The 24,688-nt window shown below is 57.4% G+C and carries 20 protein-coding genes; 11 read left to right on the top strand and 9 right to left on the bottom strand.

Annotation, left to right across the window (positions count from 1 at the left end; translation table 11 throughout):
• Genes gspD through gspF form a run of 3 tightly spaced genes read left to right on the top strand, consistent with a single transcriptional unit; the run spans window position 1 to window position 4,942 of the window.
• A complete protein-coding gene (gene gspD / locus AC6I6N_RS07980) occupies window positions 1–2,310 on the top strand; it encodes a type II secretion system secretin GspD (RefSeq protein ID WP_125277653.1) in 2,310 nt (769 codons plus the stop codon).
• Window positions 2,307–3,725, top strand: a complete 1,419-nt coding sequence (gspE, locus tag AC6I6N_RS07975; RefSeq protein WP_094197497.1) for a type II secretion system ATPase GspE — start codon at window positions 2,307–2,309, stop codon at window positions 3,723–3,725. The genes gspD and gspE overlap by 4 nt, the downstream gene beginning before the upstream one ends.
• A gap of 14 nt (window positions 3,726–3,739) precedes the next feature.
• Window positions 3,740–4,942, top strand: coding sequence for a type II secretion system inner membrane protein GspF (gene gspF / locus AC6I6N_RS07970; protein WP_094197496.1), 1,203 nt, complete (start codon window positions 3,740–3,742; stop codon window positions 4,940–4,942).
• Between the two features lie 60 nt (window positions 4,943–5,002).
• Here the strand turns inward: gspF and AC6I6N_RS07965 are convergent, their stop codons facing one another.
• From AC6I6N_RS07965 to aptA, 6 genes are all read right to left on the bottom strand, one after another.
• Complete coding sequence (locus tag AC6I6N_RS07965; protein WP_413544456.1) at window positions 5,003–5,137, bottom strand: helix-turn-helix domain-containing protein; 135 nt, start codon at window positions 5,135–5,137, stop codon at window positions 5,003–5,005.
• A 431-nt stretch (window positions 5,138–5,568) separates the two neighbouring features.
• A complete protein-coding gene (locus AC6I6N_RS07960; RefSeq protein ID WP_264671982.1) occupies window positions 5,569–7,743 on the bottom strand; it encodes a phosphocholine-specific phospholipase C in 2,175 nt (724 codons plus the stop codon).
• Window positions 7,744–7,764: 21 nt separating this feature from the next.
• A complete protein-coding gene (locus tag AC6I6N_RS07955; RefSeq protein WP_094197489.1) occupies window positions 7,765–7,962 on the bottom strand; it encodes a hypothetical protein in 198 nt (65 codons plus the stop codon).
• Window positions 7,963–7,982: 20 nt separating this feature from the next.
• Entirely contained in the window at window positions 7,983–10,061 is a 2,079-nt protein-coding gene (locus AC6I6N_RS07950; RefSeq protein WP_264671981.1) for a LamG-like jellyroll fold domain-containing protein, read from the bottom strand.
• 580 nt (window positions 10,062–10,641) lie between these two features.
• Window positions 10,642–11,490, bottom strand: a complete 849-nt coding sequence (murI, locus tag AC6I6N_RS07945) for a glutamate racemase (protein WP_249459997.1) — start codon at window positions 11,488–11,490, stop codon at window positions 10,642–10,644.
• Window positions 11,491–11,648: 158 nt separating this feature from the next.
• Window positions 11,649–12,995 carry an omega-aminotransferase AptA gene (gene aptA / locus AC6I6N_RS07940; protein ID WP_094197486.1) on the bottom strand — a complete coding sequence of 449 codons (1,347 nt, stop codon included), beginning with the start codon at window positions 12,993–12,995 and terminating at the stop codon, window positions 11,649–11,651.
• Between the two features lie 100 nt (window positions 12,996–13,095).
• On the opposite strand from aptA, the gene AC6I6N_RS07935 reads away from it, so the two are divergent.
• Window positions 13,096–14,019: a LysR family transcriptional regulator gene (locus AC6I6N_RS07935; RefSeq protein ID WP_094197485.1), complete on the top strand. Its 924-nt coding sequence runs from the start codon at window positions 13,096–13,098 to the stop codon at window positions 14,017–14,019.
• A gap of 48 nt (window positions 14,020–14,067) precedes the next feature.
• On the opposite strand, the gene AC6I6N_RS07930 is transcribed toward AC6I6N_RS07935, so the two are convergent.
• Window positions 14,068–14,493, bottom strand: a complete 426-nt coding sequence (locus AC6I6N_RS07930) for a lipocalin-like domain-containing protein (RefSeq protein WP_094197484.1) — start codon at window positions 14,491–14,493, stop codon at window positions 14,068–14,070.
• A 118-nt stretch (window positions 14,494–14,611) separates the two neighbouring features.
• A complete protein-coding gene (locus tag AC6I6N_RS07925) occupies window positions 14,612–16,036 on the bottom strand; it encodes an aminotransferase-like domain-containing protein (RefSeq protein ID WP_497943386.1) in 1,425 nt (474 codons plus the stop codon).
• A 233-nt stretch (window positions 16,037–16,269) separates the two neighbouring features.
• Here AC6I6N_RS07925 and AC6I6N_RS07920 point away from each other — a divergent pair, with 233 nt between their 5' ends.
• From AC6I6N_RS07920 to AC6I6N_RS07910, 3 genes are read left to right on the top strand one after another with little or no spacing between them, the layout of a single operon-like run.
• Window positions 16,270–17,922, top strand: a complete 1,653-nt coding sequence (locus AC6I6N_RS07920; protein WP_497943385.1) for a cbb3-type cytochrome c oxidase subunit I — start codon at window positions 16,270–16,272, stop codon at window positions 17,920–17,922.
• A gap of 4 nt (window positions 17,923–17,926) precedes the next feature.
• Entirely contained in the window at window positions 17,927–18,535 is a 609-nt protein-coding gene (locus AC6I6N_RS07915; protein ID WP_094197481.1) for a cbb3-type cytochrome c oxidase subunit II, read from the top strand.
• Window positions 18,532–19,122, top strand: a complete 591-nt coding sequence (locus tag AC6I6N_RS07910) for a c-type cytochrome (protein ID WP_497943384.1) — start codon at window positions 18,532–18,534, stop codon at window positions 19,120–19,122. Before AC6I6N_RS07915 ends, AC6I6N_RS07910 begins: the two co-directional genes overlap by 4 nt.
• Before the next feature lie 1,090 nt (window positions 19,123–20,212).
• On the opposite strand, the gene AC6I6N_RS07905 is transcribed toward AC6I6N_RS07910, so the two are convergent.
• Window positions 20,213–21,073, bottom strand: coding sequence for a DMT family transporter (locus AC6I6N_RS07905; RefSeq protein ID WP_230017587.1), 861 nt, complete (start codon window positions 21,071–21,073; stop codon window positions 20,213–20,215).
• A 676-nt stretch (window positions 21,074–21,749) separates the two neighbouring features.
• Here AC6I6N_RS07905 and AC6I6N_RS07900 point away from each other — a divergent pair.
• From AC6I6N_RS07900 to AC6I6N_RS07885, 4 genes are all read left to right on the top strand, one after another.
• Window positions 21,750–22,232 (top strand): AmiS/UreI family transporter, encoded by a 483-nt coding sequence (locus tag AC6I6N_RS07900; RefSeq protein ID WP_094197477.1) that lies wholly within the window; start codon window positions 21,750–21,752, stop codon window positions 22,230–22,232.
• A gap of 132 nt (window positions 22,233–22,364) precedes the next feature.
• Entirely contained in the window at window positions 22,365–23,519 is a 1,155-nt protein-coding gene (locus AC6I6N_RS07895; RefSeq protein ID WP_497943383.1) for a transporter substrate-binding domain-containing protein, read from the top strand.
• Between the two features lie 3 nt (window positions 23,520–23,522).
• Window positions 23,523–24,212 (top strand): ANTAR domain-containing response regulator, encoded by a 690-nt coding sequence (locus AC6I6N_RS07890; RefSeq protein ID WP_094197475.1) that lies wholly within the window; start codon window positions 23,523–23,525, stop codon window positions 24,210–24,212.
• 54 nt (window positions 24,213–24,266) lie between these two features.
• On the top strand, window positions 24,267–24,686 hold the full coding sequence (locus tag AC6I6N_RS07885) for a hypothetical protein (RefSeq protein ID WP_497943382.1): 420 nt from the start codon (window positions 24,267–24,269) through the stop codon (window positions 24,684–24,686).
• The last annotated feature ends 2 nt before the right edge of the window (window positions 24,687–24,688 follow it).

The raw sequence follows: 24,688 nt of genomic DNA, 5'->3' as shown, positions 1-24,688 counted from the left end.
ATGAGTACCTTGACCAAACGACTTCCTGGGCTGCGCCCTCGCTTCTTTTTAAGTCTGGGGGCCGCCGTCCTATTAAGCGCCTGTGCCAGCACAGGTCAGAAACCTGAGCCTGGCCCGGATCCTTCTTCGTTTTTTGCTTCGGTAGGCAAGACGCCTGTACGCAGTACCCAGGCTGATCCGCGCTTTACCAATGACAATACGCCTTCTGCTGCCGTGACGCGTCGGGTTCCGCAGCGAGTCGGGGGCCGGGCCGCTCCGATCGACCTGCCCGACCCGGCCGAGTTTCCGCAAGGCAACGACATTACCTTGAATTTTGTAGATGCTGAGCTGGACGGGGTGGTGGCCGCCTTGGCGCGCTTTACCGGCCAGAACTTTATTGTGGACCCGCGTGTAAAAGGGCAACTGACCTTGGTGTCCGAGGTGCCGGTCGACGCCCGCACTGCCTACGAGATGTTGCTGTCAGCCTTGCGGATGCAAGGGTTTGCTGTATTGCGCAATGGCAAGGTCAGCCGAGTAGTGCCCGAAACCGAGGCGCGTCAACAGGGCGGTGCCGTGCGTGCCGCAGGTGCCGGGGCCAGCGGCAGTGGCGAGCTGGAAACCCGTGTGTTCACCTTGCGTTATGAAAATGCCACGGCCCTGGTTCCCGTGTTGCGGCCCATGATTTCGCCCAACAATCCTATCAATGCTTACCCCTCCAATAACACCCTGGTTGTGACTGACTATGGTGATAATCTGGATCGCATTGCCCAGGTGATCGCCGGGATAGATACCCCTGCCGGTTTGAATACGGACATCATCCCGATTGATTACGGGGTGGCGCTGGATGTGGCGGCCTTGGCATCCCAAATGCTGGATACTCCGGGAAATGATGTGGCGCAACGCATCACGGTGGTGGCCGATCCGCGCAGCAATTCCGTGTTGGTGCGGGCAGGCAGTCCGGCACGGCTGGATTTGGCGCGGGATTTGATACGCCGTATCGACAGCCCGGAAAGCAATAAGGGCAATTTGCATGTGGTCTATTTGCGTAATGCCCAGGCCGTACAGTTGGCTGAAGTGTTGCGGGCTGCTTTGACCGGGCAGTCCGGCTCAGGTAATACGGCAACGGGTGGACAGCAACAGAGCAATAGTCTGGCTCCTGCTGGCAATGCCTCCAGCACCACGGGCGCGGCCAAGGCAATGGAAACGTCGGCAACAGCAGGTCAGTCCCAAGGCGAGATGGGCTTGAGTGCCGCTAATAATGCCAGTGGCACCGTGGCCTTTAGCGCTGGTGGGGCGACTGTTCAAGCCGACCCGTCTACCAATACCTTGATTATCTCGGCCCCCGATCCGGTCTACCGCAGCTTGCGTGAAGTGATCGACCAACTGGATCAACGTCGCGCTCAGGTGCTGGTCGAAAGCCTGATCGTGGAGGTGAATGCAGAAAATGCGGCCGAGTTCGGCATTCAGTGGATGACGGGCGGCGGCAATATTTCGGACGGCGGCTCGGGCTTTGTGGGCGGTGCCAATCTGGGCGGCAGCGGTATCACCAAGGCTGGGGCAACGACGCTTGATTCCTTGGCGGCTGGTTTGAGCCTGGGTGTGGTGAAAGGCACAGTGAACGTGCTGGGTCAGCAGATTGTCAATCTAGGTGTACTGGCGCGAGCGCTGGAGCGCCAGGGGGGCACCAATATTCTGTCTACTCCTAACCTGATGACGCTGGACAATGAAGAAGCCAGCATCATGGTGGGCCGTACCGTTCCCTTTGTGACGGGCCAATACACCACCACGGGCGACGGGGCCAGCAATCCGTTCCAGACGATTCAGCGTGAAGACGTGGGGCTGACCTTGAAAGTGCGCCCGCAGATCTCGGAAGGGGGCACCGTCAAGATGGCGCTCTATCAGGAAGTCAGCAGTATCGATACAGCCATGTCGGTATCGGCCAACTCGCCCGTCACACGCAAACGTGCGCTGAGCACGAATGTGCTGGTGGATGATGGCCAGATCATTGTGCTGGGTGGCTTGCTGGAAGACTCGATTGAGGACGGTACACAATCGGTGCCTTTGCTGGGAGATATTCCGCTGGTAGGCAGCCTTTTCAAGTACGAGAAACGCAAGCGTACAAAAACCAATTTGATGGTGTTCTTGCGTCCGCATATCGTGCGTAACGCGCAGGACAGCCAGAGTCTGTCTTTGGACCGCTACAACTATATGCGTGCCGTGCAGACTGGACTGCCGGATCGTTCCACCTGGTTTCACCCTGATGCGGGACACATGGTCTTGCCACAGGCCGCCGGTTCATCCGCTGCGGTAGACCTGCGAGAGACGCTATGACCCGCCTGCCTTACTCCTGGGCACGTCAGCACCGCGCGGTGCTGACGCAGCAGCAAGGTGTGGGCACGTTGGTGATTAGCGAGCGCACACCGGATTGGGCCTTGGTGGAGTTGCGGCGACGCTATCCCGAGCTGGACGAGCGGCAAATCCCAGATGCCGAACTGGATACCTTGATTGATGCCAGTTATGCACAGGGCGACGATGCTGCCAGCGTGGTGGATGCCGCTGCCAACGAGGTGGACCTGGATCGACTGATGCAGGAATTGCCCGCTGTCACCGACTTGCTGGAAAATCAGGACGATGCGCCGGTCATTCGCATGATTAATGCCTTGTTTACCCAGGCTGTGCGGGATGGCGCCAGTGATATTCACCTGGAGCCGTATGAAACCCACTCGGTCGTGCGCTATCGAGTGGATGGCCGTTTGCGCGATATCGTCAGCCCGCGCCGGGCCTTGCACGGAGCCTTGGTGTCCCGTATCAAGATCATGGCCAGCCTGGATATTGCCGAAAAGCGGCTCCCACAAGATGGCCGTATTGCCTTGAAAGTAGGAGGCAGGGCGCTGGACCTGCGTGTCTCGATTCTGCCTACCGGACATGGCGAACGCGCCGTGATGCGCCTGCTGGACAAGTCAGCCGGACAGCTGGAGCTAGAGCGTCTGGGCATGGCCCCGGATATTTTGGCTCAGCTCGATGAGCTGATTCATCAACCACACGGCATTGTGCTGGTCACCGGGCCTACCGGCAGCGGTAAGACCACGACTTTGTATGCCGCTTTGGGGCGCATTGATACGGCACGCAGCAATGTGCTGACCGTCGAAGATCCGATTGAGTATGACTTGCCTGGCGTCGGCCAGACGCAGGTCAACCCTCGTATTGAATTGAGTTTCGCGCGCGCCTTGCGCGCCATATTGCGACAAGACCCGGACATCATCATGATCGGAGAAATCCGGGATCTGGAAACCGCGCAGATTGCGGTGCAGGCTTCCCTGACTGGCCACTTGGTGCTGGCTACCTTGCACACCAATGATGCGGTGTCTGCGGCCACTCGCTTGGTGGATATGGGGGTGGAGCCTTTTTTGCTGGCCTCTACCTTGCGGGGTGTGCTGGCCCAGCGATTGATACGCAAACTGTGCCGACATTGCCGTCAACCTGCCGAGCAGGGGCAATACCGGGCTAGCCCTGAAGGTTGCCAACAGTGTGCCCATACGGGCTATCAGGGGCGTACTGGGATTCATGAGCTGTATCGCATCGATGAACGTGCCCAGCACTTGTTAAATGACGCCGGAGCCGAACCCGCCTTGCGTCAGGCCGCGCGTGAATCGGGCATGCGAAGCTTGCGTGAAGATGCTCAGCGGTGGGTGGAGCAGGGCGTCAGTACGCCTGAAGAAGTATTGCGCGTCACGCGCGAGTTATAGGCGGGCAGGACAGTATGGGGACCTATCACTATGAGGCCGTGGATCAGGCCGGTCGCAGCGAACGGGGGGTGCTGGAGGCCGAGAGCGAGCGTCTGGCGCGCCAGCAATTGCTGTCCCGAGGTCTGCTGACCGTTTCCCTGAAAGCGGGGCGCAGTCGTGCTGTGGCTCGTGCCCGCAGTGCGGGTTTGCGCCGCACCGAGCTATCCTGGCTGACTCGTCAGTTGGCCAGTCTGGTAGCGGCGGGCTTGTCGTTGGAGGCCAGCCTGGGAGTGGTGATTGAGCAGGCGACGCGTCGGCCTTTGGTGCAACTGCTGGCAGCCTTGCGTGCTGATATCCGAGCAGGACAAAGCCTGAGCGATGCCCTGGCCAATCACCCTCGTGACTTTCCTGAAATTTACCGAGCATTGGTGCGGGCAGGTGAGCAGTCCGGTGAACTGGAACAAGTGTTGGATCGTCTGGCCAGCTTTATCGAAGACAGCGGAGCCTTGCGCGGCAAGGTGCTGACAGCCTTTATTTATCCCGCCATCGTCAGCCTGATTTCTGTGGCGATGGTGGTGTTTTTGCTGAGCTATGTCGTCCCCCAGGTGGTGGGCGCATTTACCCAAGCCAAACAGCAATTGCCCATGCTCACGCGCGTGATGATCGGCGCCAGCGATCTGTTACGCGACTGGGGTGTGGTGCTGTTTGTGGTGTTACTACTGCTGGCTGTGCTGGCCGCTTTCCTGTTGCGACAACCGGCCTTGAAGCTGGCCTTTCATCGACGGCTGTTAAGCGTGCCCGTTCTGGGGGGCTATTTGCTGGGTGTGGATACTGCTCGTTTTGCCGCCACGCTGGCGATTCTGGCTGGTAGCAATGTGGCTTTGCTGACCGCTCTGGAAGCGGCAGGACGTACGGTCTCGAATCTGGCCTTGCGCGATGCGGTGAATCAGGCCGCTATTCATGTGCGCGAGGGTCTGCCTTTGGCGACTGCCTTGCAACGCAGTGCCTTGTTCCCGCCATTATTGGTACAACTGATTGCCAGCGGTGAAAAAACTGGCGAACTGGCCCCTATGCTCGATCGTGCGGCCACGACCTTGTCGACTGAACTGGAGCGCAAGGCCCTGACCATGACCGCCTTGCTGGAACCCTTGATGATTTTGCTGATGGGGGGCTTGGTCTTGCTGATTGTGCTGGCCGTGATGCTGCCTATTATCGAGATGAATCAGCTGGTGCAGTAAGCAGGTGTTCAATGGGAGTTGAACCAGGGTTTGATGCTTAGCTTGCCCCTTTAGTTCGGGTCACCTTGAACAAGGTACCCGAACTAGGGAAACAATTGACAAGCTTTTGTACAGATTTTCCCGAGACAGGCTCGTATCACGTGCCAACGGCCTTGTACCTCTGGCTTTAGCGATATTTCCTCCGGCCGCAGCCATTACAGCGGTCTCCCCCCTCTCTGACGGCAATGTGCAGATAGATGGCAAGATCTGCTGCCGTCATTCAGGGGGAGTTGGCAGTTTTCGCCCCAACTCATCATCAAGATGTCGTCCCGCAGGACGTAATACATGCGCCACTTGGTCGCCATGTTGATGTACATCTGAGCCCTATGCGCAAGGCTACGATTTGTAGGGACTCTTTGCCTGCAGCAGTAGGCATTGCTAGTGCTGGATGCCCACTGTCATGGAGCATTCTAGGAAAGACAAGCCGTTCCTGACCCGGTTAGTAGGGCATTTTTATTCTCTCTGGGGTGTAGGCTACAGATAAAAAAAACCCCGATGCCAAGTACTGGCAGCGGGGTAAAAAGTGTGCGTGGTGCGCACGCACACATAGTCAGACAATAGAACGTTGGATTCAGAGTATTTAAGTCTTACAGGTAGGCGGGGATCCCCAGGGCTGGGTCGCTGACGCCATGTGCGCCAAACTCCACTCGACCTGCGAAGCGACGGTAGTAGCTTGGGTCGTTGCTGCTGCGGACCACGAAGTCGTACCAGTGGCCGCTGGACTTCAGGGCCCAGGACTGTTTGGACTGCTGGCCTGGTTCAACCGTCACTTCCCAAGGGCCGTCTTCGCGGTAGGCCATGGACTGGATGGTGAAGGTGCAGGCAGACTGGCCGCCGTTCATCATTTCCAGATAGACATCGCCTTTGGTGACTTCGTAGCAGACGCGAATTTCGGGGCGAGCGGCCTCGGACTGGCTCAGTACGCTGACATCGCCACGGAAGTGACGGTGAAAGCCGTTCGGGCCCAGTACCCACAGGTCGTAGTGACCCAGGTTATCGGCCTGAACGTCCCAGACATCGTCCAGCATCTGGTCGGGTTCGACCATGTAGCGGCGGGGAATGCGGTCCAGATTCAGCTTATCGTAGACATGGAAAACAGCAGCGGCTTTGCCTGTGTTGGAGAACAGCAGCTGTACGCCTTTTTCGCTATCGCAGCGGGCGCTGACGTGCAGTTCATAGGGCAGGGCACGCGACGGGCGCACACCGGTTTGCTGCACAGGAATGCGCTGATTGTCCAGGGGCTGAGGCACCTGAGCCAGGCGTTCCTGGGCACGGCGGATGGCATCGGCCTCGTCACGGCTACGACGTCCGTTCAAGGTGGGCAGAGGTTCGTCGTTCGGGCTGGCGAAGTTAAAGGCACTGGTCAAGTCACCACATACTGCACGGCGATAGGGGCTGATATTGGGCTCCATCACGCCAAAGCGCTCTTCCATGAAGCGGATCACGGAGGTGTGGTCAAAGACTTGCGAATTCACCCAGCCACCACGGCTCCACGGAGAGATCACGTACATTGGAACGCGTACCCCGGGGCCAAATACCTTGCCGTCACGTGGAGGTTGACCCATCAAGCCTTTGGGGCTGGGGTAGTTGTAGTATTCAAAAGCAATCTGCTCATCGGTCAGGGTGGTTTTGCCCATAGGCTTGCCCGTGTCCGGATCAATGGATGGTGCCGAAGGGGACGGTACGTGGTCAAAAAAACCGTCGTTTTCATCGAAGTTGACCAGCAGAACGGTCTTGCTCCAGACCTCGGGGTTCGATGTCAGTGCATCGAGCAGTTCCTGCGTGTACCAAGCACCTTGCACCGGGCTGGATGGGCCAGGGTGTTCGGAGTAGGCGGCCGGTGCCACGACCCAGGAAATCTGGGGCAAATTCCCTTCTTCGACATCCTTGCGCAGTTGGCCGAAGAAACCACCGTCGGGCATCGTGTTGGCCACGCCCTTGTACAGGGGATTACCAATGTCATCCGACGGCTCGTAAGGGGCATTGTTTGGCTTGCCCGATTGTTCGTTGGCACGACGATATTGTTTGAAGCCTGCCAGCGAGTTGTCAGTAAAGTTGTCAGGCAGGTTTTGGTAGACCTTCCAACTGATACCGGCTTCTTCCAGACGCTCGGGATAAGTCTTCCACTCGTAGCCCAACGCCGAGGAACCCAGGCTGTCCCAGGCGTTGTTGACGGTACATTCACCCGTCCCGGTTGGGCCGTTAGTTCCCGTCCACATAAACATGCGGTTGGAGTTTGTACCGGTGTGCATGGAGCAGTGGTAGGCATCGCACAGGGTAAAGGCGTTGGCCATGGCGAACTGGAACGGCACCTCGGCTTCGCGGTAGTAGCCCATGGAGTGGGGGCGCTTGTACTTGGGCCAGAAAGCCATGCGGCCATGGTCCCAGGCTTGCTGCCCATCGACCCAGGCGTGGGGGGTGCCGTTGACCCGCTGAGCATTACCCTTGGTGCTGTCCAAGTGGTAGGGCATGATGGTTTCGGTGGAGCTCAGGTTTTGCTGCCAGACATTGCGGCCATTCGGGAGCGGGATGGTGAAGCGGTCCCCGAAACCACGTACGCCTTTCATCGTGCCAAAGTAGTTGTCGAATGAGCGGTTCTCTTGCATCAGGACGACGATGTGTTCCACATCCTTGATGGTGCCCGTCTTGTTGTTGGCCGGAATGGCCAGCGCCTTGCGGATGCTGGGAGGGAAAGCGGCCAAGGAACCGGCAGCCAGGCTGGCACCGGTCATATTGCGTAGGAAATTGCGGCGTGAAGTCATTGTACTTAATCTCTTAGTCAATCAAGGGGCGCATTTCAGTTGCGGCGCGGGTTCGGGCGTGGGTTTGCCAGGCTCGGTGGGCTCTTCAGGCGAGCCTGTGTTACCCGAGCTATCGGTGTCGCTGCCACCACCGCAGGCAGCCAGCAGGCCGCAGAACATCAACAAGACGGATGCGCGTTTTAGGCGCTCAAAGGTGAGTGAAGCGTTCTTGGAAGTCATAAATAGTCCTTGCTTGGCGATCAGGGTTGGAGGCTGGACAGAGGCTGGCGGGATTCGTAAATGCTGGTCAGTTCGTCCGTGCTAAGGGCGCGGTCCCACATGGCCAGTTCGCCAAAGTCCATATTGATGTCGCTGCGTCCCCAGCGTTTGTAGTACTGGCCGGTAACGTCTTCGTTCAAGCCCAGTTCGCCCGTGCCGGTGCCCCCCAGGGCTTGCAAAGTGCGGGCTTCCAGAGCCACCGAGCCAAACTGCGCGCCTTTTTTGGGGTCAAACACGTGGCCCAGCATCTTGCCTTGGGCCTTGTCGATGACGACGGCTACATAGGCCCATTCGTCGGGGGTGATGTTGTAGCCCTGGCTCTCGTTGCGGCCGCCGCCGTAGCCCGTGTTAAAGCGGATGTCGCAGCCGTTGGCGTTAAATAGGCCCAATGCAAAACCGGGGTTGTTGCCCGAGTCATAGTTCTTGTTGGCCATGATGGAGGCGCCATAGCCGTGGCAGTTGTTGGCAGTGCGCAGCCAAAAGCCAATCGTCATTTGCTGCACGCTGCTCAGAGTGAACAGATTGCGGCTCATGGACAGGCGGTAACCACGGTTGCCGTTGCCATCGACATTGCTGCCCATGATGCGCAGCCCACCCTTGGGTGTGCTGGGGTCCAGGAAGTCAGCGGCAATCAACTGGCCGGCCGGCACGGCAGGGGTCGAGGTTTGCAGCGTGCTGCCACCTTTGGCGTCGGTAAAGGGCTGGCTATTGAAGGTGTAATAGCTGAGCAGGCCGTTTTTCAGGGTGTCAGCCAGCTTGGGTGGGGGCTGGTAGCCTACATCGGCTTTCAGGGTCGAGGCCGCCTTGCCCACCTGGACCGAGTAATACAGGGAGTAGGTTTGCGCGGTATCGGAGGCAGGCAGTGGATCGGAGTACTGAGTAGTACCGGCAGGCAAGGTAGCGATCAGTTTGCCATCGCGCATGACCTGGATTTCTTGCGAGGCTTCGCCTTGCAGCACCCAGTTCAGGTCCACCATGTTCTTGTCGGCCGGTTTGCTGAAAACCAGATTGTGTACGCGGGTGTCGGCTTGCAGGGGCGAGCCACGGAAGCGGTATTGTTCGTTTTGCAGACCCAGGTGGGACAGGACGGTGGGCGCGATGTCAATGACGGCGGCCAGGGTGTTCATGTCCGTGCTGCTGGAGACTTGGCTGTCGATGGCAGGCAAGGAGGCCAGGGTTTTATTGGTAGCAATAAAGCTGGTCTTGTTGCGGTTAAATTGCGAGCCGGTGGTGCCGCCAAATTCGTCCAGGCCGTAGCTGGTGGTCAGGATGACCAGCCAGTCTTCCGACGCATCGGCCTGTGTGCGTTTGTCGATCAGGGCGAACAGCTTGTCCAGCGCAGCCAGGGAGTCGTTGACGGCCTGTTGGTAAGCCGGGCTACCCAGGCCTGCCTGATTGGCCGCACGGGCGGGGGCCTGGATTTGAGCCAGGATCAGAGATTTGCCTTCTTGCAGGTATTTCTGGGTTTGCTCGCTGACACAGCTATCAGAGTCGGTGCAGTTGGCCGCTTCGATGATGCGGCCTTCTTGCAGATCCTGACTCCACAGTGTGCGGTAGTCGCCGGTACTCAAGGCCAGGGCGGCCTGGGTTGGTTTGGAGGTCTGGGCGACCAAGGTGGGGCTATTGAGTTTGGTGTCTTCTTGGCCGACACCGCGCAGGCCGTGCTCGTCTGCCCAGACGCCGGTAATCAGGGAGGCCCAGCCAGGCAGTGGCAGGGTGCGTTGTTCGCTGGCAGTGCCCGCGTAGCCACCGGTTTGTGCGGGGGCAATGGTCAGGTTTTTCAGGGCAGGGTGCTGGCCTGCTTGACGGGCTTGCAGCAGGGCTTCGTAGCTTAAGCCGTCGATAGTGACGATCAGGGCTTTTTTGCCGCCCAGCGCCTGGGGTTTGTCGCCGGGCTCTACGGTAGGGGTTTCGGGATTGGTGCCAGGGTTAGCTGGGCCATCATTACCACCGGAGCCGCTGCCGCAGGCGGTCAGCAGCAGCGCCAGGGACAGAGAGAGTCCGGCTTGTTGCAGGCGCTGCACGGTGGGGGATTTCTGGGGACGGGAGGTGAAGGTCATACAGCCACTCAAGGAGAGAAGGTGGAAAGAGAGGCCGGACTGTGCATGAGGGTGGGCTGCCCAGTCGGCATCGGATCAGGACTGCGGGCAGTGTAGGAAGGGCGTGTGACTGCCCTGTGAACGGATCAGAAAATCCGCCGATGATTGGATTGTGTTTTATGTGAAGGGTGGGGCGGGGAGGGGAGCAGCGGGGATCAAAGCCTGGCTGGCTGCGGCTTGGCAGGCATATGACGGTGTAATGGATGGTTTGTTACGGTGGGGCAGTTTGGCGGGGCTGTAAGTGATTTTTATCTTTTAAGTAGCAAATTTAAGGTGGGTGATGGGTTTGAGTTGTAGTTTTTATCACTCTTCGTAGGTCGCCACTCGGGGCCTCGGAGCAGGGGGCGGAGGCGGACAACTTGCCGACGCGGCGGAGAGTGTCGGAAATTTTGTGTTCGGGCCTATGATTGTCTTGAAGGAGACAAGCGATGACACAAGAGCATAAGAAGGCACCCAGAGGTATGGTCTGAGTCAGGGATCGCTCGGGGTTTGGCGCGGCGCTGGCTGGCGTCACTCTCGGGGAGTTTGTTGTTGCTTTGTGCTAGTCCGCGACGATAGGGCGTGTTCCGGCTTGCGTCGGGAATGTCAGCATGGTGGGTTCTGCCAGTCCTGTCAGTGCTCGGATGACTTGTCGCGCTTGCTCCATGGGGGCGCTGCTGATGAAGGCGCTGTTGCCTGCTTGAGCCTGTGTGTTCAGGCAGTTAGCTTGTTCCAGGCGGCGGTGGACTTGAGCGGCGACCGCGAAGGAGGGTTCCAGGATATGGAAGCGCGAGCCACTGATGGCTTCGATGGTGGGGCGCAGGAAGGGGTAGTGGGTACAACCCAGCACGAGTGTGTCGGCCTGGCTTTGCAGGGCAGGGGCCAGGCGGGCGCGCAGCTCTGCTTCGATTTCCGGGCCGCTTAACTGCAGGGCTTCGACGCGGTCGGCCAGGCCGGGGCAGGGGATACGGATGACTTCCACGTCGCTGGCGTAGCGTTCGATCAGGCTTTGCAGGCCGCCGCTGTCCAAGGTGCGACTGGTGGCCATCAGGGCGATGCTACGGTTGCGACTCAGGGCAGCAGCGGGTTTGATAGCGGGTTCGATGGCGATGATGGGGATGCTTAGCGTGTCGCGCAAGGCCTGGGCTGCCACCAGGGTGGCGGTGTTGCAGGCGATGACCAGTGCTTTGCAGCCTTGGTCGACCAGCAACTGTGTCATGCACAGGGTGCGCTCAATGATCCATTCCGGGGAACGGTCGCCGTACGGGGCGCATTGTGAGTCGGCCAGATACAGCAGGTTTTCGTTTGGCAAGGACTGGCGCAGGGCGCGCCAGATGGACAGACCGCCCACACCCGAGTCAAACAGGCCGATGGGAGCCTGAGCAAAGGTAGGTGTTGTGGGAGAACTCATGGCGCTGAATATTTCTTGTGGAGCAAAGCTCGTATTATGGCGCGTTTGTGGATCTTGGAGCCGGTTACAGGGGCTGCTTGGGTAGAAAGTTAAGGTTTCCAGTTGCAACGAGTGGAGCTGATTTGGGGCGGCCCAAGATAGGCCGCCCTTTGGGAGGCTTAAGCCAGTTGCTTCAGGACGCCACCGACGGCATCGAATAATGAATCAAGCTGGGCGTGTGTGGTGGTGAAGGCGGGGCCAAATTGCAGGGTGTCGCCACCAAAGCGTACGTAAAAGCCTTGTTTCCACAGCTGTAGGCCGGCTTCAAAGGGACGGATGGTGGGGTCACCGTTACGCGGGGCCAGTTGGATGGCACCTGCCAAGCCACAGTTGCGGATGTCGATCACATTCGGGCTATTGCGTAACTGGTGCAGGGCCTGCTCAAAATGCGGGGCCAGTTCGGCAGAACGTTGCAGCAGGTTGTCCTGTTCCAGCAACTCCAGGGCAGCCAGTCCGGCGGCGCAGGCGACAGGGTGGGCGGAGTAGGTGTGGCCGTGGCTGAACTCCACGGTGTGCAGTGGCAGGTCCTGGCCCATGAAGGTTTGGTAGATCTCTTTGCTGGCAATGACCGCGCCCATGGGAATGGCACCGTTGGTCAGTTGCTTGGCCATGGTCATGATGTCGGGGGTGACGCCAAAGTAATCGGCTCCGGTGTAGGTGCCCAGGCGGCCCAGTCCAGTGATGACTTCATCAAAGACCAGCAGGATGTTGTGCTGATCGCAAATCTGGCGCAGGCGTTGCAGATAGCCGGTAGGGGGCACCAGTACGCCTGCCGAGCCCGAGACGGGTTCGACAAAAACGGCGGCAATGGTGCTGGCGTCGTGCAGTTCGATCAGCTTCAGTAGTTCGTCGGCCAGGGTAAGGCCCCCTGTTTCGGGTTGGCCGCGTGTGAAGGCGCAATCGGCTTGCAGCACGTGGGGCAGGTGGTCGGCATCCATCAACTGACCGAACATTTTGCGGTTGCCGCCGATACCGCCCAGGCTGGTACCGGCCACATTCACGCCGTGGTAGCCACGAGCGCGGCCAATCAGACGGGTTTTTGTTGCCTGGCCTTTGATGCGCCAGTAGGCTCGTACCATCTTTACGACGGTGTCGGTGCATTCAGAACCGGAGTTGGTGAAGAAAACATGATCCAGACCGTCGGGGGTGCGCTGGGTTAGTTTGTCGGCCAGTTGAAACGCGGTGGGATGTCCAAACTGAAAGGCGGGAGAATAGTCCAGTTGTCCGAGTTGGCGATGCACGGCGGCCTGGATTTCATGACGGGCGTGTCCAGCCCCGCAAGTCCAAAGCCCGGACAGGCCGTCAAAAATCTGGCGACCCTCCTGGTCATACAGCCAGTTGCCTTCGGCTTTGACGACCAGACGCGGGTCCTGCTGGAATTGTCGGTTCGCGGTAAAGGGCATCCAGTGGGACTGGAGATTGAGTTCACTGGCAATCTGCTGTGGCGCGAAGTAGGGTGAGTTCATGTTTGTCTCCTCAAGGCGGTGAATACCCCCAGTGTAGAGAGCTAAGTTGTTGAGTAAAATACGTTTTTATTTAACTTCACTTATTGTTTTACTTACCTATATGCAGCTCAAAGGACTGTTGCAGGTTTCCGATTTTGATTTGCGTCTGCTGCGTGTGTTCAGAACGGTGGCGCAAGTGGGCAGCTTTTCGGCCGCAGAAGGTGTGCTGGGGATTACGCGTTCGGCCATCAGCCTGCATATGAGCGATTTGGAAAAGCGCCTGGGCGGAATCCGCTTGTGCCAGCGCGGTAGGGCCGGTTTTGCTTTGACGGAGGAAGGGCGGCAAGTATTGCGGGCCAGTGAAACCTTGATGGCTGCGGTGGAGAATTTTCGCAGTGAAGTGAACCAGCTGCATTCCAGCTTGCGGGGAGATTTGAATATAGGCTTGATGAATAGCTTGATCTCGCAGCCTCATATGCATATCACCTCCGCCTTGCGTGCCTTGCGGCAAAACAGCGAGGCGGTGCGTGTGCATATCAGCATGAGCACACCAGGTGAAATTGAGCGCGGTTTATTGGATGGCCGTTTGCATATGGGTGTGCTGCCCGAAATTAATGCCTTGAGTGGGCTGGAGTATCGCACGCTCTATGCCGAGCCTTATTTTTTGTACTGCTCCTGGGAGCATCCTTTGTTTGCAGCGGTACAAAAAGGGGCAGTGTCTCAGGAAGTCTTGCGCCAGGCTGCGGCTATTACGCCCGCTTATCGCATGAGCCCAGAGGCGATTGGACAGCATCAGGATTTGAATTGTGTCGCTACCGCCAGTGATCGGGAAGGAACCGCTTTTTTGATTTTGACGGGAGAGTACATCGGTTTCCTGCCTGAGCACGTGGCGGCTCGTTGGGTAGAGAAGGGCCAGATGATTGCGGTGGACCCGCAGCAGCGTCAGTTTACGATTCCCTTGTCCTTGGCCATGCGCAAGGACAGACGTGCCCATGCGATTGTGGATTATTTTCTGGGCTTGCTCGATAGCGCGGTTCAACACTGACATGACCAGCACAGGCTGGACTTTGCTCATGGCGTTGAACCAGTGTGCTTAGACCGGCTCGGCACGGTGCCACAGCAAGGTGCCCACGCCCAGCTTGCCTGCCACCATCACGGGCTCACGGGTACTCAGTTCCAGTGCGTCTTGTGTAAAGCGTGCCTCGCGTAGCTGGGGAACTCCTATCCAGTCGGGGTACAGAGACATATCAACAAAGTGAGTGACGCATTGGCTAGCCTCATCGACTTCAAACGTACCTGCATAGGCCAGGTACGTATCCAGTAGCGATTGACAGTGGTCTTGGGCCGTTCGGCTGCTGCTGCCCAGTTGTGTCCCCATATGGCCTGTTTCTGTGTAAATCAGTTGACCAATAGGGTTGGGCCCCAGCCCCGGATAGCGGGGCGAGCCATCTGCTGGAACAAACTCAAAGGACTGCAATTGCCAGACACCGATCAGCTTGTTACGTAAGGTGTGGGCCATCAAAAACTCCTGAACAGACAGTGTGCTTGCGTGTGTAACTGCGCGATCATGCTGTCTTTTCTTTTGTCATTCAATAAGCTGCCAATTTTTATTTTCTATCGTCAGGAGCTACGTGCCTTTACTTTTTAAGTGGCAATGGTCGGCATAAGTTACCCAGAATCTCCAAGGCCTGATCACTGTGTTCTGTCCAGGGGTGGCCAAAGTTAAGACGCAGGCAATGGCTGTAATTCTGGGTGGTTGAAAAGATGGAACCCGGCGCCAGACTGATGCCCTGGGACAGGGCCTGACGATGTAATTCCAGGGTCTGCACGCTTTGTTCCAGTTCTACCCACAGGAAGTAGCCGCCTTCGGGGCGGGTGGCCCGCGTGCCTGCGGGGAAGTAGCGTCCCAAGGCTTTGGAGAACTGCGCATACTGGTTTTTTAACTGGGTACGCAAACGGCGCAGATGCTGGTCGTACGCGCCTTTTTCCAGATAGCTGGCCAAGGCTAGTTGCGTGGGCACGGGGGAGGTCAGGGTGGTGGTCAGCTTGGCTTGGGCGACTTCGCGTATATAGCGTCCCGGGACGGCCCAGCCGATGCGGTAACCGGGTGCCAGGGTTTTGGAAAAAGAGGAGCAGTGCATCACCAGACCTTGACGGTCGAAGGCTTTGGCGGGACGAGGGCGTTCCGTGTCGAAGTACAACTCGCCATAGACATCGTCCTCGATCAAGGGGATTTCATAGCGGGCCAGCAGCTCGACCAGTTGGGCTTTTTTAGTGTCGGGCATCAGGCTGCCCAGCGGATTCTGAAAGTTTGTCATCAGCCAGCAGGCTTTGGGGGCGTGTTGCTTGATGGCGTGCTCCAGCGCTTCCAGATCAATGCCTTCACGCGGGTGGGTGGGCACTTCTAGGGCCTGGAGCTTCATGCGTTCCAGCGATTGCAGGGCGGCATAAAAGGTGGGTGACTCCACCAGCACAATGTCACCCGGTTGAGTCACTGCAGCCAGACAGAGGTTCAGTGCTTCCAGAGCCCCGTTGGTAATCACAATATCGTTGGCATTGATGGCCATGCCTTGAGCCAGGTAACGCAAGGCAATCTGGCGGCGCAAGGGAGCGTGGCCCTGGGTCAGGTCATCCACGCTGGCCCAAGGGTCTTGCTGTTTCAGACTGGCGGACAAGAAGCGCCCAAGCCGTTCCAGAGGAAAGAGCAGGGGGCTGGGAAATGCGGATCCAAAGGGGGCTACGGAGCGCTCGGAGCTGGATTGCAAGATCGCCATGATCAGGTCGCTATTGTTGACGCTGGTCGCTTGCAGAGGGGGTTGGGAGGCTGTATCTGCCTCCAGCGTATGAGGAGCCAGACTGGCGCACACGTAATAGCCTGAACGCGGTCGCGCCTTGATTAAGCCTTGTGCTTCCAGTCGGTAATAGGCCTGGAAAATCGTCGAGGCACTGATCTTGTGCTTATCCATCAATTGACGCACAGAGGGCATGCGCTCGCCTGCCGCTACGGTGCCGTCAAGAATGGCCTGGGCCAGTTCCTTGGCCAGCGTCTCGTACAGTTTCATGCTGCTCTGTGCTCCATCTGATACGGTAATTTTAATAAATGCGGTTTTTTTATTATCTGATGGGTATGCCGGTAAATACAAGCAAGTCGCGGTTTACACGGCTTTCAAGCCAACTGATAGGGTTTTTTAAGCATTAACTGATTCTTGGAATGCACTGTACCGACGGGTAGCCTTGCCGGGTGTTTTCGTCCGTGCCCGTGTGGGCGGCGGGCCTATCTACTCAGAGGAATACCATGAACCCGACGGCGCTTTTGCTTGCCGCATTCATCCTGTCGATTGCCGGGCTTTTTGCCTTTATCTGGTCCTTGCGCAAGGGCCTGTTCGATGCTGACGTCAGTGGTGCACGCACTATTTTTCACAAGGGCGAAATCGGCCAGCCCGAAGAACCCTCTGCCGGTGATGCCCAACGGCAGGCGTTGAGTCTGGCTGCTGCCGACCATCTGGCAGAAAATCATGGCCAACAAACCAGTGCCATTGAAATGGCTGCACGTGAGCAGGCTGACCGTTCCAGTTCCTTGCCTGCTTTTTTGCTGATTGTCTGTGCGGTGGTCTGGCTGGTGGTGGCTTCGTTTGCGGGGCTGATCAGCTCCTTGAAGCTGCACTGGCCCGAGTTTCTGGGGGATGTGTCCTGGTTGAGCTTTGGCCGTTTACGCACGATTCACCTGAACGGCGTGGCCTATGGTTGGGCGCCTATGGGCTTGCTGGGCCTGACCATCTGGATGCTGCCGCGCTTGTTGCAAACTCCCTTATTGGGGGGCCGTTTGGTGATGGTGGGCGGCCTGGTCTGGAACGCCGCCTTGGTGGCCGGGATGGGCGCGCTGGCCATTGGCTTGAATGCGGGCCTGGAGTGGCTGGAGATCCCTTGGCAAATTGGCGTGTTGTTTGCCTTTGGCGGCATGATGATTGGTATGCCGCTGGCCTTGATGCTCTCGCAACGCAAGGTCAAGCACTTATACGTGTCGGTTTGGTATATCGGTGCGGCGCTGTTCTGGTTCCCCATTCTGTATCTGGTGGCCAAGGTTCCTGGCGTGCACTTCGGGGTGGAGCAAGCCACCATGAACTGGTGGTTCGGGCATAACGTATTGGGCTTGTTCTACACCCCCATGTCGATTGCCGCCATTTACTATTTCCTGCCTAAAGTCATCGGGCGGCCCGTGCGCTCCTATAACTTGTCGCTGCTGGGATTCTGGACGCTGGCGTTTTTCTACGGACAGGTGGGGGCGCACCATCTGATTGGTGGTCCTATTCCTGAATGGCTGATTACCCTGTCCATCGTTCAAAGCATGATGATGGTGATTCCGGTGCTGGCCTTTTCGGCTAACCAGCACTTGACGCTGAAAGGTCATTTCAGTGCGCTGCGTCACTCGCCTGTTCTGCGTTTCATTGTCTTTGGCGCCATGATGTACACCGTCGCGTCTCTGCAAGGCTCTGCTGAAGCGCTGCGTTCGCTGAACTCCATTACTCACTTTACGCACTTTACGGTGGCACACGCTCATCTGGGTATGTACGGCTTTGTGACCATGGTGATTTTTGGTGGCGTGTACTTTGCCTTGCCACGCATTCTGAATACCGCCTGGCCTCGTCCCGCCTTGATCTCCTGGCACTTCTGGTTGGTGGTGGCTGGTTTTGCTGTCTACATGATCACGCTCAGCATTGGTGGCGTGCTGCAAGGCTTGGCCCTGCTGGATCCTGCGCGTGGCTTTATGGAATCGGTGGCGGTCACCATGCCGTGGCTGCAAGGTCGTTCCATTGGCGGCGCCATGATGACGCTGGGCCATCTGGTTTTCGCCCTGCACGTATTGCTGATGATTGTGAAGTCGGGTGCGTTTGCCTTGACCGAGTCCCGCTCGGCTGCTGTGCGCCGTACCGCTGAGCTGGAGGTTTAAGGTCATGGAAAACGAGTTGAAGTTGATTATCGGGTCCATGGTGACTTTGTCCTTGGCAACGGCGGCCATGATTGTGGTGCCCTTTTTGCAACTGAAGGACGAGCCTGCCCCGGAAGGCTTGTCACCCTATACCAGTCAGGAAATACGGGGGCGGGCGGTGTATCGGGGCAATGGCTGCATTACTTGTCACACGCAGCAGCCCAGCACCACGGGTGCGGGTGTAGCCGATGCCAGCCGTGGTTGGGGGCGCGCTTCGGTTGCGGGGGATTATCACTACGACGATCCGCCTTTGCTGGGCACCATGCGTACCGGGCCGGATTTGTTCAATATTGGCGTGCGTCAGCCTAGTCAGGATTGGCATCTGGGCCATTTGTACGATCCACGCGCATACTCGCCGGGTAGCAATATGCCTCCCTATCGTTTCTTGTTTGAAGCCAAGAGCCCAGATCAGGTGCAGCCCGATGAGCGCGTCGTGAGTCTGCCGCCGGGTGTGGCACCGGAGGGCAAGGTGGTGGTGGCCCGTCCGGAGGCCTTGGATCTGGTGGTGTATTTGCAATCGCTCAAGCATGTGTATCCGATCTTGAGTGCGGATGCAGTGGGAGGTGAGGAATGAGTCGCCCTGTGCAAAGTCGTCAAAGCGAGAATGCGGATCCTCACGAGCAATACAACCCGGTTCCGCGCGTTGTGATTCTGGTGGTTTTGGCTTTGCTGGCCTGGGCGGTGTATTACATCGTGTCAGCTCAGCCTAACAGCTCTCCCCGTCTGGGGGATCAACGACCGTTGGCTGTGTTGGCTCCCGCTCCTGCCAGTGCGTCTGCGGACGGCAAGCAGTTGTATGCCAATGCCTGTGTAGCGTGTCACCAGGCGACGGGACAAGGTTTGTCAGGGGTGTTTCCGCCTTTGGCTGACTCTGAATGGGTGAAGGGAGAACCCACGGTGCTGGCGCAATTGGTGCTGCATGGGATTACCGGGCCTATTACGGTGAAAGGTCAGGAATATCAGGGGGCGATGCCTGCGTTTGCAGAACAATTCAGTGATGCGGAGCTGGCGGCTGTGTTGAGCTTTATTCGCCATGAGTGGGGAAATGAGGTGGATGCTATCACTTCCGAGCTGGTTGCCCAGGCACGCACGGCCAGTGCTGATCGTAGTCAACCCTGGCAAGGGGAGAAGGAATTGCAGGACTGGATTGCGGTGCAGTGAGACGGCTGGGATGAGTTCTTCTGGAATTAATAATTAAAAGCACGTTTTGAAACGGTAGCCCGCCGGGAACAGGCCCCCGGCTTTTGAACCGATATCTCGCCCGACCCCAGGGTTGGAGATGTCGGTTTTTTTTGTTGGGTGTCTCGGTGTGGGGACGCCGCTTGGGGGCTGGGTCCAGGAGGGGCTTGACTACTTGCCGATGCTGCGCATCGGTGCCCTTGTCGATTCTGATATCCGGGCGCCCTGTGAACTCGCCCGGTGATTGGTCCCCCGGACCAATCACAAGCGTCGGGCTCAAGCAGCACAGGGCTTGCATCCCGGATATCAGAACCGCCTGCGGCAAGCAGTCTGAATCGCCCACCCCCCTGGCCCCGGCCCCCAAGCGGCTCAAAACGGAGAAATATAGAAAAACCGATTTGTGGCGGGAGAAAGTGCTGGTTGTATAGGAGACAGGGGGCTTTTTAGAGTTCCTTGGCTTGGCGCTTGGTGGGCTTAGGGCTTGTTGTTGGCCAAGTTGTTGAGATGGATTGAAGGGCTACTGCCATTGAGCGCAGTGAGGCCAGTTGAAATACCCAAAAGTAATCATCAATGATGATCAACGTGCTTGCCGTACTCACATGCTGATGATTGGCATCTATCTGTAGCGAGAACTCGTAAATCAGGGGTTTTTAGAGGGGCGCTTTGAGGGTTGCGCTTAAAAATAGAGATCTAGGTATTAGGATCTATCTATGAGTATTTGGATCTTGGAAGCAAACCAGCTTGAAGCGTGGAGTTGCATCACTGTGAACCACTTGGGTCCCTCTACAGGGATTGGGCGGATCAGAGTACTTGCCGCGGTCAGGAGATAGCGTAGGGGTTCAAGCATCCTGCTGTTTGAGCCGGACGCTTGTACTTGGTCCGGGGGACCAAGTACCCGGCGAGTTCAGGATGCGCCCGTAGCTATCTCCTGACAAGGGCACCGGTGCGCAGCACCGGCAAGTGCTCAGCCCAATCCCTGTAGAGGGACCCAAGTGGTGGTTTCACTGAGACCGATCTCATCATTCAAAGACTGATTTCACTCTCTATGAAACCCCACTTATAAAAAGCAGACTTACGCCGCCTTCTTCCGTAATGTCAGCCACAGACCCGCCAAGATAGCCACCAGTCCCAACCCCGCGCGAGCCGCCAAGGTATTGCCCAGAATCAGGAAATCCAATCCGGCTGTCACCACAGGAACCAGATAAAACAGGCTAGTGACATTGACCAGATTCCCGCTGCGAATCATGCGATACAGCAGCAACTGGGCCAGCACGGAAATCACCAGGCCAAGCCAAATAACAGGCCCCCAAAAGCCCAAGGTGTTCTCCCAGCGGATGTCTTGCCCCAAACCCAGAGACACCAGAATAAACAAGCCCAAAGACAAAGAGTATTGCAAAGGCATGCCCTGCAAAGCCCCCACAGGCTGGCGCTTTTGAACAATCGTCCCGACAGTAATGCTTAACAAAGCCGCAATGGCAAACACCAGACCCGTTACGGACAAACGGCTGACAATCAGGCTTTGATACACCACCAGAATCAGCCCGGTCAGCGACAGGGCTAAACCGGCTACACGGGTCAGGGAAAAACGCCGCTCGGTCAAGGCCAAGGTCAGAATCGGTTGTACACCCAGGATCGTTGCCAGCAGACCGGGCGTGATTCCCTGGGCCAGAGTTTCAAAATAGAAAAAGGAATACAGCCCGATCATCAGCAAACCGCTGATAGCCGGCAGCAGACGTTGCCCTTTGGGCGGTAGCCAGCCGCCATTGAAGTGCCCCAGCATAACCACCATAGGCAGGGCGATGGCAAAACGCAGGATCAGCATGGCCATAACCGAGCCATGGTCCAAACCGATACGAGTGAAAATACCCGCGCTGCCCCAAAGCAGCACGAACAAGGCAATAGCACCCCCTTGGGCGCGAGAAGAAGAAATCATGATCGTTCTTTATCTGTCTAAATAAATGAGACTTGTCTGCAAAGACATTCCAGGCGTATCAACCGCGCAGGAAAAGAAAAAGGGTCTTAGGAGCAGACGCTGTAGACGCGTGTGTCGACGACGACGTCGGACACGACTGCGGCTTGATTGACGACGCCTGGGGCGACGACAGTCAACAGCAAGACAGATGGGGGAGAGCCCGCCCGCAGCGACGCGGCCCGCGACAGGGGCAGAGTGCTTGGCAAAGAGGATGCGGGGCGGTTCATGAAATAAGAATCAGATCGTTAAATCGATGGAGCACTTTAGCATGAAATGTATTTGGTACGTCAATCGTCAGCCGCTAGGGTAATCGCTAGTACAGACGATCGTCCGGGCTATGTAAGAATTGCATCGATCGCGATTTCAGATCGCTGAGACATTTCCGAATAGACACGACATCCGCTGCCAATGCTGCCAGCGCCGATGCTGGGCAAAGAAGCCCGGACCGGTTCATTGTTTGAACCGGTCCGGGCTTTTTTGTTTGCCTGAAATCAATCCGACCTTGTAATTAGGTTGCGAACTATTCGGACCATGCCTGCCGGCAATACGCCATCGCGATACACGGAGCTCATGCAGCACCAGGAGTTTCTGGTGCCAGCCAGGCCGGGATCGTCACCTTGTTTTGGAGGCTTATGCCATGTTGGGTGTTGCGCTTTTCTTTATTGGGGCTGTGCTGATTGTCAATGGCGTGGGTTTGACTGGACGTATTGAAAGTCGAGATCTGGCCCCCTTTAATTTACTGGTGGGTTTGTTGGCCTTGTTCATCAATTTGCTGGGCCTGCAGCGTGGTGAGCAAATGGCGGATTATTTCGCCGCTGCCGGCGGGCTGCTGTTTGCCTTTACCTACCTGTATCTGGCCGTGGTGCAGTGGTATGGCCTGAAAGGGGCGGGCTTTGGTTGGTATTGCTTGTTTGTTGCCGTCAGTGCCTTGGCCTTTGCCGGATCTGCCAGTGATCCGCGTTTGATCGCCATGTGGCTTTTGTGGTCCAGCCTGTGGTTCCTGTTTTTTGTGGCCCTGGGGCTGGGACGGTCCTTGCGTATTTTGCCCGCGTACACCGTCCTGATCGGAGCGCTGACTTGCTGGTTGCCCGGGACCCTGATCCTGATGGATGCCTGGTAGTTTTCATAGGGGTGCAAGCGTGGTGGGGGGCCAGATTCAAGCCGTTTTTTGGAGTAACCTGATGCTCGCTTGTCGTGTTTACTGGCAGGTCCGTTGACCTGCACCCCTACCATGCTAGACAGGAGATGGACTTTGGCTCACAACGAACCCGTACGCGTCGGCGTTCTTTATTCCGCAACCGGCATGACCTCTACCATTGGTCAGTCGCAATGGCAGGGCGCCAAACTGGCGATTGAGGAAATCAACGAGGCCGGTGGCCTGCTCGGGCGCGAGCTGGTGGCAGTGTGCTACGACCCAGCGTCCAAGCCCACTTTATACGCTGAACAGGCCGAGCGGCTGATTGTGCAGGATCGCGTCAATGTGATCTTTGGTTGCTATATGTCCAGCAGCCGCAAGGCTGTGATCCCGATTGTGGAGAAGTGGAACAAGCTGCTGTTTTATCCCACTCTGTACGAAGGTTTCGAGTTCTCCGGCAATGTGATCTATACCGGCGCCGCCCCCAATCAGAACAGTGTGCAGCTAGCGCATTTCATGACCAGCAATTTCGGCGCGCGGGTCTACATGATTGGCTCGGACTACATCTACCCCTACGAGTCCAACCGCATCATGCGTGAGCTGGTCATGCAGCATCCTGATAGCCAAGTGCTAGGTGAACACTATCTGCCCCTGGATGCCAGCGAGGGCGATTACAGCCGCATCATGCAAGATATACGCCAGAAACAGCCTGACTTTATTTTCTCCACCGTGGTGGGCGATTCCACGGCCAATCTGTACCGTGCCTATGCCAATGCGGGCTTCAATCCGCAGACCATGCCTATTGCCAGTCTGACGACCTCGGAGGCCGAGATCGCCCAGATGGGGGCCGATATTGCCTGTGGGCACTTTACCGCTGCACCGTACTTCCAATCCATCGAGTCGGCCGTCAATGCGCGTTGCCTGGCCAGTTTGCGCAAGCGTTTTGGGGCCGACTGCCACCCTAATCTGTGTTGGGAAGCGGCTTATTCGCAGATGCATTTGTTCGCCAATGCGTATCGGCAATCCGCCAGCGATGCGATCGGGGATTTGCTGCCCTACTTGCTGGGCAGCGAGCTGGATGCACCTCAGGGGCGGATCAAGATCGATCCCAATAATCACCACACATGGCTTTATCCTCGGATCGGACGCATCAATGCCGACGGCGAGTTTGTGATTGTGCGCCAGGCAACGCGCCCGGTCTCACCCGACCCCTATCTGGTCACCCATTCTTTGGGCGACTGGACTGCCAAGCTGGATACTTTGGAGACATAAAGCGTGGCCAACTCCTCTTCCTACGGTGATGAGCCGGCAAACAAGCCCTTGCGAACGCGGAATCGTTTTCCGCATGCCACCTCGCCGCAGCTCAAGGAACTGCGGCAATTGACGATGGTGGTCATGCATCCGGACGATAGCGATGGCCGCTTGCTGACCCAGCAACTGCAGCGTATCGGGTGTTCGGTCCAGACCATCTGGCCGCCCACGCAAAACCTGCCTTCAGGAACGGATCTGGTATTTCTGGCCGTGCAACCGGACCTCTTGCACCTGCGCCTGGACTGGGTCTGCGAGGAAGACGCCCCTACAGTGATTGCCGTGGTTAATTATGAAAACCCCACGATAGTTTCCGCTGTGCTGGATTTGAATATTCAGGCGATCCTGCCTTCGCCCATTCGTTCTTTCGGTTTGTTGTCCACGGTGGTACTGGCGCGCAAATACCATAAGGAATTGCGCCAGCAGCGTCGCCTGATCAGCAAGTTGCAGACCAAGCTGCTGGGGCAGCGGCATGTAGCGCAGGCCAAGACGATCTTGATGCGCACCCATCAGGTGTCGGAAGATCAGGCCTACGATCTGATCCGCGAGCAGGCCATGAACAAACGCAGCACGATTGAAGATATTTCGATTGCCATTGTGAACGCCAGTGAAGTGCTGTCTTTGGGGCAGAAAGGTTCGTCCTTGCTGGGGAATTAGCACTTTTTTGGCTAGTCTGATGTGCTGTGGGTAGCGAGAGCAGGCGTAGAGATAATGAGCAATCAGGAACATGAACCAGGCAGGCCGGTGACACAGGAGCAGCGCGCCGCCTGGGCGCAGTTGAAAAAAGACCGTGATCAGTTGAGCGAGCAAGTAGAGACTCTGGAGCGTGGTCACCAGGACTTGAGTAAATTTCTGCTCAAAGCCAAGCGCAATAATGGGATTGCCTGCACCTTGGTGGTGATTTTTACCGGTGCAGGCTGGCTGCTGGATGCTTCGGTCTGGCTGCGCTGGTATGTATTGCCGATTACGCTTTTTTGCTGCGCCTTGCTGTGGTTTGGTGGGAAGCGGCTGGAGCGGCTGATGCAAAGCAAGATTGCGAATCTATCCGAGTTTCTGCAACAGGCGGACGCACAAATAGAAAAGGGGCGGCCCATCTATGAGACAGACCACCCCCAAGCCAATCAAAGCTGAAA

The sequence above is a fragment of the Alcaligenes sp. LTN-3 genome (genome assembly GCF_059735605.1).
Note: the sequence above shows the minus strand (reverse complement) of the source record. Positions and strands in the feature narration are given on the sequence as shown.

Bases quoted from the DNA above. Each gene is read 5' to 3' on its own strand.
- gspD (WP_125277653.1), top strand. From the start codon at position 1: ATGAGTACCTTGACCAAACGACTTCCTGGGCTGCGCCCTCGCTTCTTT.
- gspE (WP_094197497.1), top strand. From the start codon at position 2,307: ATGACCCGCCTGCCTTACTCCTGGGCACGTCAGCACCGCGCGGTGCTG.
- gspF (WP_094197496.1), top strand. From the start codon at position 3,740: ATGGGGACCTATCACTATGAGGCCGTGGATCAGGCCGGTCGCAGCGAA.
- AC6I6N_RS07965 (WP_413544456.1), bottom strand. From the start codon at position 5,137: ATGGCTGCGGCCGGAGGAAATATCGCTAAAGCCAGAGGTACAAGGCCG.
- AC6I6N_RS07960 (WP_264671982.1), bottom strand. From the start codon at position 7,743: ATGACTTCACGCCGCAATTTCCTACGCAATATGACCGGTGCCAGCCTG.
- AC6I6N_RS07955 (WP_094197489.1), bottom strand. From the start codon at position 7,962: ATGACTTCCAAGAACGCTTCACTCACCTTTGAGCGCCTAAAACGCGCA.
- AC6I6N_RS07950 (WP_264671981.1), bottom strand. From the start codon at position 10,061: ATGACCTTCACCTCCCGTCCCCAGAAATCCCCCACCGTGCAGCGCCTG.
- murI (WP_249459997.1), bottom strand. From the start codon at position 11,490: ATGAGTTCTCCCACAACACCTACCTTTGCTCAGGCTCCCATCGGCCTG.
- aptA (WP_094197486.1), bottom strand. From the start codon at position 12,995: ATGAACTCACCCTACTTCGCGCCACAGCAGATTGCCAGTGAACTCAAT.
- AC6I6N_RS07935 (WP_094197485.1), top strand. From the start codon at position 13,096: ATGCAGCTCAAAGGACTGTTGCAGGTTTCCGATTTTGATTTGCGTCTG.
- AC6I6N_RS07930 (WP_094197484.1), bottom strand. From the start codon at position 14,493: ATGGCCCACACCTTACGTAACAAGCTGATCGGTGTCTGGCAATTGCAG.
- AC6I6N_RS07925 (WP_497943386.1), bottom strand. From the start codon at position 16,036: ATGAAACTGTACGAGACGCTGGCCAAGGAACTGGCCCAGGCCATTCTT.
- AC6I6N_RS07920 (WP_497943385.1), top strand. From the start codon at position 16,270: ATGAACCCGACGGCGCTTTTGCTTGCCGCATTCATCCTGTCGATTGCC.
- AC6I6N_RS07915 (WP_094197481.1), top strand. From the start codon at position 17,927: ATGGAAAACGAGTTGAAGTTGATTATCGGGTCCATGGTGACTTTGTCC.
- AC6I6N_RS07910 (WP_497943384.1), top strand. From the start codon at position 18,532: ATGAGTCGCCCTGTGCAAAGTCGTCAAAGCGAGAATGCGGATCCTCAC.
- AC6I6N_RS07905 (WP_230017587.1), bottom strand. From the start codon at position 21,073: ATGATTTCTTCTTCTCGCGCCCAAGGGGGTGCTATTGCCTTGTTCGTG.
- AC6I6N_RS07900 (WP_094197477.1), top strand. From the start codon at position 21,750: ATGTTGGGTGTTGCGCTTTTCTTTATTGGGGCTGTGCTGATTGTCAAT.
- AC6I6N_RS07885 (WP_497943382.1), top strand. From the start codon at position 24,267: ATGAGCAATCAGGAACATGAACCAGGCAGGCCGGTGACACAGGAGCAG.